This window comes from Parapedobacter tibetensis (assembly GCF_024704835.1).
In the GTDB taxonomy this organism is placed as follows: Bacteria; Bacteroidota; Bacteroidia; order Sphingobacteriales; family Sphingobacteriaceae; genus Parapedobacter; species Parapedobacter tibetensis.
Genome location: NZ_JAMXBE010000001.1, coordinates 316931 through 330073 on the forward strand (window position 1 = coordinate 316931; position 13143 = coordinate 330073).

The 13143-nt window shown below is 47.5% G+C and carries 13 protein-coding genes; 4 read left to right on the forward strand and 9 right to left on the reverse strand.

Annotated features, from left to right (window positions below):
* Window positions 1-100 precede the first annotated feature (100 nt).
* From NF543_RS01290 to purE, 4 genes are read left to right on the forward strand one after another with little or no spacing between them, the layout of a single operon-like run.
* Window positions 101-688: an NADH-quinone oxidoreductase subunit A gene (locus NF543_RS01290; RefSeq protein ID WP_257666272.1), complete on the forward strand. Its 588-nt coding sequence runs from the start codon at window positions 101-103 to the stop codon at window positions 686-688.
* Window positions 685-1188 carry an NADH-quinone oxidoreductase subunit B gene (locus NF543_RS01295; RefSeq protein ID WP_257666273.1) on the forward strand — a complete coding sequence of 168 codons (504 nt, stop codon included), beginning with the start codon at window positions 685-687 and terminating at the stop codon, window positions 1186-1188. Before NF543_RS01290 ends, NF543_RS01295 begins: the two co-directional genes overlap by 4 nt.
* Before the next feature lie 25 nt (window positions 1189-1213).
* Window positions 1214-2356 carry a 5-(carboxyamino)imidazole ribonucleotide synthase gene (locus NF543_RS01300; protein WP_257666274.1) on the forward strand — a complete coding sequence of 381 codons (1143 nt, stop codon included), beginning with the start codon at window positions 1214-1216 and terminating at the stop codon, window positions 2354-2356.
* 14 nt (window positions 2357-2370) lie between these two features.
* Window positions 2371-2880: a 5-(carboxyamino)imidazole ribonucleotide mutase gene (purE, locus tag NF543_RS01305; RefSeq protein ID WP_257666275.1), complete on the forward strand. Its 510-nt coding sequence runs from the start codon at window positions 2371-2373 to the stop codon at window positions 2878-2880.
* Window positions 2881-2919: 39 nt separating this feature from the next.
* Here the strand turns inward: purE and NF543_RS01310 are convergent, their stop codons facing one another.
* The 9 genes from NF543_RS01310 to NF543_RS01350 form a co-directional block, all read right to left on the reverse strand.
* Window positions 2920-3846: a glycoside hydrolase family 43 protein gene (locus tag NF543_RS01310; protein WP_257666276.1), complete on the reverse strand. Its 927-nt coding sequence runs from the start codon at window positions 3844-3846 to the stop codon at window positions 2920-2922.
* 80 nt (window positions 3847-3926) lie between these two features.
* Window positions 3927-5093, reverse strand: coding sequence for a glycoside hydrolase family 88/105 protein (locus NF543_RS01315; RefSeq protein WP_257666277.1), 1167 nt, complete (start codon window positions 5091-5093; stop codon window positions 3927-3929).
* Window positions 5074-6327, reverse strand: coding sequence for a DUF2264 domain-containing protein (locus NF543_RS01320; protein WP_257666278.1), 1254 nt, complete (start codon window positions 6325-6327; stop codon window positions 5074-5076). Before NF543_RS01320 ends, NF543_RS01315 begins: the two co-directional genes overlap by 20 nt.
* A gap of 11 nt (window positions 6328-6338) precedes the next feature.
* Window positions 6339-9488 (reverse strand): beta-galactosidase, LacZ type, encoded by a 3150-nt coding sequence (gene lacZ, locus NF543_RS01325; RefSeq protein WP_257666279.1) that lies wholly within the window; start codon window positions 9486-9488, stop codon window positions 6339-6341.
* 105 nt (window positions 9489-9593) lie between these two features.
* Window positions 9594-10502, reverse strand: a complete 909-nt coding sequence (gene moaCB, locus NF543_RS01330; protein WP_257666280.1) for a bifunctional molybdenum cofactor biosynthesis protein MoaC/MoaB — start codon at window positions 10500-10502, stop codon at window positions 9594-9596.
* Window positions 10483-10947 (reverse strand): molybdenum cofactor biosynthesis protein MoaE, encoded by a 465-nt coding sequence (locus NF543_RS01335; protein ID WP_257666281.1) that lies wholly within the window; start codon window positions 10945-10947, stop codon window positions 10483-10485. The genes moaCB and NF543_RS01335 overlap by 20 nt, the downstream gene beginning before the upstream one ends.
* A 30-nt stretch (window positions 10948-10977) precedes the next feature.
* Window positions 10978-11211 (reverse strand): MoaD/ThiS family protein, encoded by a 234-nt coding sequence (locus NF543_RS01340; RefSeq protein ID WP_257666282.1) that lies wholly within the window; start codon window positions 11209-11211, stop codon window positions 10978-10980.
* Between the two features lie 6 nt (window positions 11212-11217).
* Window positions 11218-11958 carry a sulfite exporter TauE/SafE family protein gene (locus NF543_RS01345; protein ID WP_257666283.1) on the reverse strand — a complete coding sequence of 247 codons (741 nt, stop codon included), beginning with the start codon at window positions 11956-11958 and terminating at the stop codon, window positions 11218-11220.
* Complete coding sequence (locus tag NF543_RS01350; RefSeq protein ID WP_257666284.1) at window positions 11951-13141, reverse strand: molybdopterin molybdotransferase MoeA; 1191 nt, start codon at window positions 13139-13141, stop codon at window positions 11951-11953. The genes NF543_RS01345 and NF543_RS01350 overlap by 8 nt, the downstream gene beginning before the upstream one ends.
* Window positions 13142-13143 lie beyond the last annotated feature (2 nt).

The following is a 13143-nucleotide window of genomic DNA, read 5'->3' on the forward strand; positions in this document are numbered from 1 at the left end:
TACAATTTTAGATTTAGGATTTTAGATTGCTGCACTTCCAGTAGCTGATGGCCTATAGTCGAACGCCGACACCTAACAAAAAAAACACTATCTTTGAAATATGGACGACCCGGTGCAACTAACCGAATTTGGCAAAATACTCCTCATTGGGGTGGTGGGTATGTTGTTGGTACTGTTTACCTTACTATTGGGCAAAGTCATTTCACCCAAAAAACCAACTCTTGAAAAACTGAGCACCTACGAATGTGGCGAGGAAGCCATGGGAAGTTCTTGGATACAATTCAATTCACGCTTTTACGTTATTGCACTGGTATTTTTGCTGTTTGATGTCGAATTGATTTTCATCTTTCCTTGGGCCACCATCTTTGGTCGCTCCGAGTTGATCGCAGCAGACCCACGTTGGGGATGGTTCACCTTAGTGGAAATGGCCGTATTCGTTGGAATATTGATTGTAGGATTAGTGTATGTGTGGAGAAAAGGCGACCTCGAATGGGTGAAACCGCAAGTGGTGATCCCGCATGTAGATGTAAATATTCCTAAATCGATGTACGACAGGCTGAATCAAGAGCGTTATGCTGTTAGAAGGTTTGAATTGGTATCCGAATCAACGAATCCCCCCAGTACAGCGGGTGAGACAAAAAAACCCACATTCAAACCGAAGTTCAGAAAACCAGGAACAACATCATGAGTATAGACAAGCAATTGGATAGTAATGGGGTGGTCGTCGCCAAACTTGACGATCTGCTCAATTGGGCTAGGCTATCGTCCATGTGGCCGATGAGCTTCGGCATTGCCTGTTGTGCGATAGAAATGATGGGTGCCATGGCAGCAACCTACGATTTGGACCGATTCGGGGTGTTTCCCCGTCCTTCACCACGGCAATCGGACGTCATCATTATTGCTGGCACCGTCACCTTTAAGATGGCCGACCGTATACGGCGGCTGTATGAGCAAATGCCCGAACCCAAATATGTGATTTCCATGGGCTCATGCGCCAATTGCGGAGGTCCGTATTGGCAACATGGTTACCATGTGGTCAAGGGGGTGGATCGGATTATTCCTGTGGATATCTATGTACAGGGCTGTCCTCCGAGACCTGAAGCACTTATTGGTTCATTCTTGGAATTACAGAAAAAAATAGAGACGGAGCATATCGTAGCCGACAAACTGCAATCAACACGCACTTAACCTCAAAAAACATTCATCTCCGCATATGGCAAAAGATTTTTATGGCGAATTACAGTTGGGTATCCTCGGTGGTGGGCAACTGGGCCGGATGCTTATCCAAGAAGCAATAAATTTCAATGTAAACATCCATGTTCTCGACCCCGACAAAAACGCCCCATGCCGTAACCTATGCAACCGTTTTGTATGTGGGCCATTGGATGATTTCGATACCGTATATGCGTTTGGCAAAGGATTGGATATGGTGACCATCGAAATCGAGAAAGTCAATGTGGATGCACTCGAAAAGCTGGAAGAGGACGGTGTATTGGTATACCCGCAGTCTCGAATCATTCGCTTGATACAGGACAAGGGGCTTCAAAAACAATTTTTCAAACAAAACAACATCCCAACGGCCCCATTCCAGTTAATTTCGTCAAAGGAAAACCTAACGAATGCATCCATACCATTACCGTACATCCAAAAGCTCCGCAAAGATGGCTATGATGGCAGGGGGGTAAAAAAAATCATCCATGAATCCGATATCCAAACGGCATTCGAAGCACCCAGCCTTATTGAGCAATGGATTGATTTTGAAAAGGAACTTGCCATCATCGTTTCGCGAAACGATGATGGGGAAGTCGCTACTTTCCCTTGCGTGGAAATGGAGTTCAATCCGGAGGCCAATTTAGTTGAATTCCTGATATCACCTTCTACCCTACCCTTTGAAATCCAACAACGTGCTGAGCTGCTCGCCAAGAAAATAGCTGAAGACCTGCAAATCGTAGGGCTGCTGGCCGTGGAGCTATTTCTAACCAAAGATGGTCAATTATTAGTCAACGAGCTTGCCCCACGCCCACACAATAGTGGGCACCAAAGCATAGAAGGTAATTTCACTTCACAGTTTGCGCAGCATCTTCGGGCTATTTTCAACCTACCTCCCGGCAATACCGCTACGCGCAGCAATGCCGTGATGGTCAACCTACTTGGTGAGGCGGGCCATGATGGGATGGCCCGTTATGAAGGGCTGGAAGAAATCTTAGCGATGGAAGGTGTATATTTGCACTTATACGGAAAAAAATATACGAAGCCCTTCCGTAAAATGGGTCATGTATGCATCATTAATGAAGACCGTGAAATGGCCATTAGTACGGCAAGGAAAGTACAACAGATAATCAAGGTAATCACGTAAAATAAACAATAGCGATGACAACGCATAACTTGCCCGAAGTGGGCATCATCATGGGTAGCAAATCTGATTTGCCCGTGATGCAGGACGCCGTGGAAATATTGAAACTGCTGGGCGCACGAGTGGAGGTGACCATCGTATCGGCCCACCGCACACCCGACCGGATGTTTGAGTATGCGAAGCGCGCCGCTTCTCGTGGTCTTAAGGTAATCATTGCTGGCGCAGGTGGTGCCGCTCACCTACCGGGCATGGTGGCCTCCATCACCCATCTTCCGGTTATCGGCGTGCCGGTAAAATCTTCCAATTCCATTGATGGGTGGGATTCTGTGCTTTCCATTTTGCAGATGCCCAACGGTATTCCTGTAGCTACCGTCGCCCTCAATGCAGCTAAGAATGCTGGTATCTTGGCAGCCCAAATCCTTGCCGTATCCAATGAGCAAATTACACAAAACCTGCTTAATTATAAGGCCGAGCTCGCCAAAAAAGTGGAGGAGAGCGCCAAAGAAGTGGAAGACGGCATGAGTTAATCATGGAACACAGCTGACGCTGATCCGTATCGTCCGCGTTCAATCAAGCAATCTTTCCAGTTCCGTCTTGCTAATCTTAAAGATAGAGCCATGGCGGATGCCGGGGGGCATCGCCAGTTTTTCAGAAACTTCATGCCAATTGGTCAAATCCTTCGACGCCACTGCACCGTATTGGTGCTCGGTGTACTTATCGAAATAGACCACCCATTCTTCATCGATTTTCATGGCGGTAGGCCCTTCCGCCCAATAGTTGCCAATAATCGGTTCGCTTGCCGCCGTATAGGGACCTTCGAGCTGACTGGCGAAAGCGACTTTTAAATTCTTTTGGGCAGGTTCCCGGGTTTCATCTTTGATAAACATCACCCACTGTTTGCCATGCTGCACAATGCTGGCATCGATAACATTGAATCCCGGTTCATAAAGCAATTTAGTTTCACTGAACGTCTGGAAATCCTTGGTGGTCACATAATACATACGGTGATTATAACCATCATCGGCGTCTACTTGTGTCTCAGGGAAACGGCCTCGGATCGTTGTTGCCCAGTAAATGAGATATGTCCCAGTTCCAGGATCATAAGTAACCTCCGGTGCCCAACAATTCCTGGCCCCCGGCTCATGTGCCATCACAGGGATATAGTGTTGTTCGGACCAATGCAACAAATCATCAGAAGCTGCATAGCCGATTCCCTGATCAGTCCAGCTCACCGTCCACACCATGTGGAAACGGCCGTCGCCTCCCCGAATGATGCACGGGTCGCGCATCAGTTTATCCTTGCTCAATTCCGGAGTGAGGAAAGACTGGTCGTTATTCAATGCGATCCAAATAAACCCATCTCCACTATAAGCCAAGTGAAGACCGTCTTCCCCATTGCCTTTGAAATAGGAGAAAGCGTATACACTATCTTGGGCCTTCAACACCGTTATGGATATAATGAATGTAAATAGGACAATTAATCGTTTCCTCATCGGTATGCTCAACATCATTATCATAGATCAATATTAGTCGACAATAGCTAAAACAATCGCAATATACTGAACTTCACCCTTCATTCTACCTCTTTTGCATCCAAATACTGCGTTAGCGCTGACGCCGCCAGCAGGAATGCCCCTACACCAAAATTGGAGGTAGAATTGGTGTCCACCACTTGTCCCGGAATGGCCCGTTCGCCTATGGGTTGCACATAACCCAACCTTCCATTCTCCTGAAGAGCAAAGGTGGATAAGTATTTCCAGCCCTTTAATGCTGCGGGCAAGTAAGTACGCTCTTTTAAGTATCCGTGGTTAATGCCCCAAAGTAATCCATAGGTAAAGAATGCCGTACCGCTGGTTTCCGGCCCGGGTGCATGCGCCGGGTCGAGCATGCTTCGTGTCCAATAGCCTTCGGCTTGTTGCGCCTTTACAATAGCCTTGGCCATGCGTTTATAGATGGCGACGTATGCTGCGTTATGTGGGTCGGTCTTCGGCAGGTCTTGCAATACTTTAGCCAAGCCCGCAAATACCCAGCCGTCTCCCCTAGCCCAGAAATCTTTCTTGCCATTAGCTGATTTATGCTTGGGATACACATATTTGGCATCCCTATAGTATAGCTTTTCATGCTTATCATACATAATGCCATGAGCATAAGAAAAATATTCGTGCAATTTTTCGAGGTATAACCGATTACCTGTCACATGGTAGAGCTTGGTCATCACGGGCATGACCATATATAAACCATCCGCCCACCACCAATAGTCGTTGTTGGGGGTACTCATCTGATATTCCATCACCTCCATAGCCCGAGCGATTTTATTGCTGTCTGGCTCGATATGGAAAAGATCGATATAGGTTTGAAAGCAAATCTGCCAATCTCCGAAAAGCACATGCTCATCCGTTTCACCATAATTGTATTTCCATTTGGCAGGATTATCGGATTTGGCTCCTTTCCATTGATTATGGTTGGCCCAAGCCTCCGAATAGCGGAGATATTGCGGTTCCTTGGTGATTCGATAGGCTTCCATGTTACCCGTATGGTAAGCGGCGACGTCCCAAAATGCCCATTGTTGGGGAGGGTGATTGGTCTGCCAATACCGGTTGGCCAGGTGAAGCGATTGCAGCACTTGTTCTTTGTCAGGGAGATCCTGTGATCTAGTCGCACCGGTAAAAACAATCAGCAATGCAACGATCAGTATATTTCGAATAAGCATATCAACTACCTCATTTAATATCCAACGCATGGTCGGCTCCGACATTTTCCCCACTCCATATTTTTACAGCTGTCCAGGGTTTGTAACCCCCTTGCCAGAATTCATCCGTTTCCGGCAGACCAAGCGGCAACAGTATTGCGGAGCAGAGGTATAAGCTTCCTGTAGTAATATAGAAATCACTCAAAGCGGGTTGGGTTCCATACAAGCCGATGGTGAGCCATCCCTCAGCATTAAACGTACTTGAGGACTCGCTGGTTTTACGGATGACCGCGGTAAGCGCACTTCTTACCTGTGCAGGATGCAACGAATCCGGCAGTTTCTTCCGTAAGGCCATATCAGCCAAATGCTGGAAAGCCCCTCCCCGGTACACAATAGAGCGCCCAACTACGGGAAATGAGCCGTCAATGTGGATGAAACGTTCCTGCAATTCAGCATACCGCCTGCTGATCTTGGCAAAATCATTTGACACCCATTCATATTTTTTGCCCTTACCCTGCAATACAGCTAGAATGGCCTGCATATAGGGTTGAATCACATAGCTATTGTAGTAATCCATACGGAAATCCATACCATCGGCATACATACCGTCACCGGTGTACCATTGTGCGTCAAATGTGCGGAGCGCATATTCTATCCTCACGGGATCATATGGAAGGTCATACCGACAAAAAAAAGCTTCGACCATTGCCGAAAATAAGATCCAGTTGCTATATACTGGCATTACATCCCGTGTAGTTAACAAAACTGACACCACCCGTTCACGTGTGGTGTCGTCCAAATTTTCCCAAATCCATGGGGCACGTACCAAGCCTAATGCAAAAAAAGAAGCATCCACCAATGGCTGTCCGCCTTTCCATAGCAGGTAATCCTTGGCTTCCGGGTTTACTGCATTGGCGATGGCCTTCAATGTCCACGCACGGAATTGGGCGCGCAAAGCCACTTCACTTGGCTGCCCGCCTTCGAGCTGGAGCCAAGGGGCAATGCCGCTCAATGTACGCCCAAATGCCTCCAGGTATGCTACCTGTGTACGATGTGCCTTATTATCAATACCGGGGGCCAATTCCACGGGCATATATTCCTTCAGCCGGTCTTCAGCCAAGTTTTTGAGTACGGGGCGCGCCAGCTGATCGAGGTATTGCAGCCAGCGTTCCCGGTCTGCCTGTCCGTCTTGTTGTGCCACTAGCCCATTGCCGCATAGCAATAGGGTCAACAATAGCAAGCTGCCTTTCAAGGATAGGGCCGATAGGGATTGTTCAATTTTCATCTTTCCGTCTATTACTCCTTTATCAATTGGATTGTATAAGAATAGGTATATTTTTTCTCCAAAAGCCGATACTGTTCATGCGGAAGTCTGCCCCAACTGTCGTCACCCCCTACACCCCGTTGTTTCAGGTCTACATGCAGAAACACGGCATTACCCGGCTTCAATTCATGCGGGTGTTGCTGCTTCTTCGTGAGCCCCGGATCAAGATCCTCCACGCTATGATTGATTGCACTGAAGGAAATTGGCTGCTGGCCCGTGATGCGTATTCCCTTGCCTTGGCCATTGGTCAGCTTTAACCAGCGTACATCGATCTTATTGCCACTTTCCTGTGGACGCATGTAAGCTCCAATATATTGGTTGGCTACATCGTCATTGTAAATCCCCATAAAACTTGCCGTATAGCGGTCGATATAATTCTCCCAAGGGCCCCTACCATAGTAGGAAAGCTGGCTATATTGTGCCGGCAATACCATGCGCATGCCATAACGGGGAAGCTCAGGCAAATCCCTCCCCTCCATATCCATGGTGGCAGTCACGCGCACTGATCCGTCATTTTGCACAAGATATGCTACGGTGTAGGGCACTTGGATACCGGTCAGCTCATACGTTACCACTATTGAAATCCCCTCAGCAGTTTGGTCGCCCACCGTTACTTGCTTCACCTTTCGACTTTCATGTACGCTTCGCCAAATTCCCAGATGAGCAGGCATGTGGTTGCCGAAGTCGTTGTCTGTTGGTGCACGCCAGAAATAAGGTGATGGATAGTGCTGCAACACCCGTTGGTTGTCGATACCCAACCAGGTAAGCTGTCCATTGTCGGTATCAAATTCCCCATTGATGTTGCCCGACTTGAACTTCAGCTTTCCTTCTTCCTGGGTCACTTCCAGTTTCCCTTGACTGAGCTGCTGATTGGTGAAAAAATCACCTGAGATTTTAAACTGCTCACGGGCAATTTCATGGCCTGCTGGCAACATGTCTTTACTTTCCTTGGTTAACGCATACACATTGAGGAAACATTCCTTATCCGATTGAACCGTAGGCATATCCAATTGAATGGTTTTCTGTTGATGCGGGGAGAGCGATAACGTGAAGTCTTTTTGCTCAATCTTTTCACCATCGACCACCCATTCCCAATGGAATGAATATGCACTTAAATCAGTAAAATCAAACAGATTTTGCACATTAATTTTCCCCGTAGCCAAATCAACTTCTTTGAAAAGCACATTTTGGTATACTTTCCTCACTTCAAACAGCCCTGGATGCGGAGTCCAATTTGGCGAAATTAATCCATTTGCGCAAAAATTCTCATCATTAGGAAGGGAGTAACTTCCCAAATCGCCTCCATATGCCCAATAGGGCGTATTGTCTTCACTATAGGTCAAAATACCTTGGTCCATCCAATCCCAGATAAAGCCGCCTTGTAAATGCGGATATTGAAGGATAATGTCCCATAAATCCTGAAAATTCCCGGTGCTATTGCCCATTGCATGGGCATATTCGCACATGATATAGGGGCGGGTTTTATCGGTAGCCTTGGCGTAGTTCCAAATGCTTTGCATACCGGGATACATAGGCGCTACAATATCCGTGTTTTCGGCTTCACCAGCCTGTTCGGATTGTACCAAACGGGTGTTGTCGCGTTGTTTGATCCACTTATACATCTCAAAAAATACCGACCCATTGCCACATTCGTTGCCCAAACTCCAAATGACAATACTGGGGTGGTTTTTACTACGTTCCACCAGCCTATGGGCACGGTCTATATGAGCAGCTTTCCATTCCGGGCGATAGGCTGGATGCTTGGCTTTGTCAAACCATCCCTGCCATTCGGCACCCATGCCATGCGTCTCGATGTTGGCTTCATCGACCAGGTAGATGCCGTATTGGTCGCATAGTTTATACCACATAGGGTGATTAGGATAATGGCTATTGCGCACGGCATTGATATTGAATTTCTTCATCATTTCAATGTCCTTACGCATACTTTCCGAGGAAATCACATGGCCCGTGCGTTCATTATGCTCATGCCGGTTTACGCCTTTTACCAAAATAGGCATCCCATTTATATGTAGCTGTGCATTCTTGATTTCTACTTTTCTGAAACCTACCTTGCTGCTTGCAACGGCAACTATTTGCTCGGCATCATCCAGCAGGGTAATGACGCAATCGTATAAGTTTGGGTGTTCGGCACTCCATTTGAGTGGTTTGCTCACCGTTCCTGACACCTTAATGGATGGTATGCTATCGGTACCCTTGGTAAAGGGAACGGTCTTTTCATATATCGACTGTCCGGATTTATCCAGCAACGATACGTTCACCTTTCCTTTGCCGAAAGCGCTCTTCATGAAATGCCTGAGTGTAATTTCGGCTTCGAAGAGGCCCTGCTCATACCGGTCATCCAAATCTGCCGTGATAAAAAAGTCCCAAATCGTTGTCTTCGGTTGAGCGAAGAGAAATACATCTCGCTCGATGCCGCTTAACCGCCACATATCCTGATCCTCCAGGTAGCTTCCGTCATGCCAACGGAATACCTGTACTGCCAACAGGTTTTCCCCAGCCACGAGATAGGGCGTAATGTTGAATTCTGCTTGGCTTTTAGCTACTTTAGACATGCCTACTTTTTTTCCATTGAGGTAAACTTCTGCCAATCCTGAAATGGAACCGAAATGGAGGATGATTTCCTTTTCTTGCCAATGATTAGGCAAGGTAAATGTCTTCCGGTAGGTGCCTACTGGAACATCTTCGCCCACATGAGGTGGGTTGGCGGGGAAAGGATAAGCAATATTGGTATAGATGGGGGTGCCGAAACCTTCCATTTCCCAATTGGAGGGCACATTGATGCGATCCCAGTGTTGGTCGTTAAGATCCTGGCGATGGAAATCCCGTTGCCGGTTTGACATTCGTTCGACGTATTTGAATTTCCACTCCCCATTGAGCGACTGATGGAAATGCGATTGCGCGTAATCATCCACTTTGGCCTGCTGTTCATCTTGGTACAACATGAAGGTCGTCCTGGGGGCTTCCTTGTTGATATCTACTAACGTCGGGTTTTCCCAATCGTTGGATTGGGCTTGGCTACTTAAGCTCAACAACAAACCATATGCCATGGCTAGCCATCGCTTGCTTCCTGTTTTTTGTTCTCGTGGAAATAATAGCTTCATGAGGACAAAACTATAGCTAATCAACAAAAAGTTACGGGGGCAAATCGGGACAGTGAAGAGGGGTGTTTAAGCTTTGTGAAATTAAACCGCTTAAAAAACGGGGGCTCAATGTCCGAAACCCTCCCGGATCTTAAAGGCATGTAAGATGGTTGGAAACATGGCATCCATTGTTTCCTCCACCCCTTTTGGCGATCCTGGCAGGGTGATGATCAGCATTTTACCCTTGAAACCTGCCAAGCCCCTTGAAAACATGGCCATGGGTGTGCGTTGTTGCCCATAATTTCTTGCAGCTTCCATGATACCCGGCGCCTCAACGTCGAGTAAGGGTCGCAAGGCGTCAGGTGTCACATCCCGTGGTGATAGCCCCGTACCTCCAGTGTACAGTAATAAGTCATAGCCTTCTTCATATAGGTGCAAAGCCTTATCACGGATAAGGGATTTCTCATCGGGAATAATTTCATAGGTGCTCGTATCGATTCCCAGTTTTTCCAGTTTTTCGATAATGCGTTTTCCTGAGCTGTCGGTTCTCGTGCCTGCCGCCACACGGTCAGAACATACGATGACCGCACATTTGAATCCGTCTTTTACTGTTTCAGAAAAAGATGATTTGCCCCCCTCTTTGCTGTTGAGCTTTACGGTGGTGATTACCAATTCCTTGTCAATGGGTTTGAGCATGTCATATATGGTCAGCGCTACATGCATCGCTCCGTGCATCGCCTCTACTTCTACCCCGGTTTTATAGATGGTGTGCACTTCCACTTCAATACAGATATCCAATCCATCGGTATCGTAACGTACTGCTGCGTATTCAATGGGTAATGGATGGCAATCAGGGATGAGGTCGCTGGTCTTTTTTATCGCCAGTAAGCCTGCCGCACGTGCAAATTCAAACACATTCCCCTTGGGTACGTTGTTTTCCAAGACGGCTTGTATCGTTTCCACTTTGGATGTTCGTACAATGGCCGAAGCCACAGCCTTGCGGAGTGTATAAGGTTTATGTGTGATGTTTACCATTTGTTGTGTTTATTTTCCATTGATGGCCTTCCTTGGTGAGGTGCTCTTTTCCCCAGATTGGTAGTTCGCTTTTGATGAGTTCTACGGTTTCACTGCAGGCATCCATGGCAGCCTTCCGGTGAGCAGCGGTGAGGACCACACAAAGGCATATTTCACCCGTAGCTACCTCCCCAAGGCTATGGATGACTTCCATTCCTGTGATAGCGTATTTTTCAAAAATCGCATCGCCTATCGCTTCCATTTTTTCCAGTGCCATGTCCTCATAAGCGGTGTACGAAATGGCCGAAACCTGGTCATTGCCCGCAAGATCGGCCCGCACTTGCCCCAAAAAAATACTATAAGCACCTATACTTATGTCACTGCCATGGTGTTGGATGATGTCCGCTATGCGCGTTGCAGGTATCGCCCCCTGGTTGAAAAAAATCAGTTTATTTAGCCGTTTCATTACTTTCTGCATATACCTGAATAGCGTGTTTTACCCTCCGGAAAATGGAGGTAAAAGGGCTACTTCAGCGTTTGACGTAAGGTCCATCTTTTCCCGGATGATTTTACGGTTTACAGCAATCACATACTTGCTCTGTCGGAGCATGGGATAGCGCGCCTTAAGCGTATTTTCCAGCGCATCCGTATCCGAAACATCCGATAGCCTTACTTGTCGACTTCCTATGATATCTGTTAACTGTCCGAAAAAAAACACGGAGATTTCCATATGTTATTATAAAAGATAAGGTAAAAATAACTTAAATGAGGCGACCAACAATACCATGGCCAGTAAAAGTTTGATGGTGCGCTGTTGGAACTTCTTGGCACCGAAATAAGATCCAGCGAGTCCACCTGCAAAGGCTATGGTGACGTAAGCAATCATATCCGGGTAAAATGTGGCACCTTGCATAAGCTGCCCGGATAATCCTGCCAATGAATTGACAAAAATAAACAGGGCGCTTATTGCTGCAGCCTGCTTTTGGTCTGTCCAAGCCAGCAGCAATAAAATGGGCGATAGGATCACTCCCCCACCAATCCCAAGCAAGCCGGATAATAAACCGATCGCTCCGCCAATAAGGATGAGCCAACTTGTTTTTGGTGATACACCAGCACGGGGTTTGATATCCTTGAAAAACAGGAAGCGCGCCACAGGAACCAACAGGAATACCCCCAGCAATAACTTATATACCGCAGCATCCACCGCTATATTTCCCCCCAAAAAGGCTAAAGGTACGGAAGCCAAGGCTAGCGGCAGGAATAGCTTTCCCACGAAATAATGGGCCCGATAATAATAGATAAAGGCGACCATGGATACAAAGAGATTCAACAGTAATGCGGTCGGCTTCATAACCGCTGGACTCATGCCATACAACGCCATCAAGGCCAGGTAACCGCTTGCGCCTCCGTGACCTACAGATGCATATAGGAAGGCGATGCTAAATAAAAGTAAGTAGAAGAGTATGATGCTATCCATGGGTAGGCAATAAATGAATTTCAACAAGTTCGCCGGGCTGATAGGTCTTTACCGTCTCATCGAGTTTTACCAAGCAGTTTGCTGTAGCAAAGGATCGGAGGCGAAATGATTCCTGAGCTGACAAAATATCCACTTTGCCATCCTGAAATTGAGCCTTCAGGAAATGGGTCAGCGCATGCGTTTTTGTGTGCTGATGTTCCAGGGGCACGGATAGCGCAACCAGTTGCTCTTCCTTGCCGCTCAATTTACGGAGCAGTGGCCATACATACTCATAAAAACAAGTCAATACCGAAGACGGGTTACCGGGCAGTCCAAACACCGGCTGATTGCCTTTCCTGCCAAAGAATAATGGCTTGCCCGGACGTTGTTGCACCCGATGGAATAGCTGTTCCACACCACAGCGTCTGGTTGCGGGCACCACAAAATCATAGTCACCCACACTTACGCCCCCTGTAAGCAGCACGACCTCATAACTATCCAATGCCATGGTCAATGCCCGCTCAATGGCTTCTGGTGAATCGGGCACCTCCACATGTTGGATATCCCGTATACCTATCTGATTCATGGCGGCATGTAGCATAGCAGATGATGCTTCATAGACTTGTCCATGCAAGAGTGTTTCTCCTGCATGACGGAGTTCATCGCCCGTGACGATGAGGGCTACCTTAGGAGGAAGAAACACGGACACAGTTGGCATGCCCATGCAAGCAAGGAAACCAATGGCTGCGGGGGATAGATGCGTGCCTCGCATGATAGCCAGCTCTCCTTGCTTTATTTCGGTTCCCTTTAGTCGCACATGGTTGCCCTTGGCAAGCGCTTGATCCTGCATGTGCAGGGAACCTGCATCCACTTCCGTCCGTTCCTGCATGACCACCGTATCTGCCCCATCAGGTAGTGCCGCACCTGTAAAAATACGCACCGCCTCGCCCGGAGCTATGGAAAGCTGCTCGTTTTTACCTGCTGGCACTTCATTCACCACGCGCAATACCTGGTGTTCATACCAATCCGCAAAGGAAAAGGCATAACCATCCATGGAAGATTGGTCAAAAGCAGGAATATCGAGCGGGGCATATATATCTTCGGCAAGCACCATCCCTGCCGCTTCGCGCAGCGGAAGGCCCCCTGTCTTCAAGGTGAATTTTTGCTGCTTGAGCAACGTTTTCGCTTCGGTTACTGAAATCATCG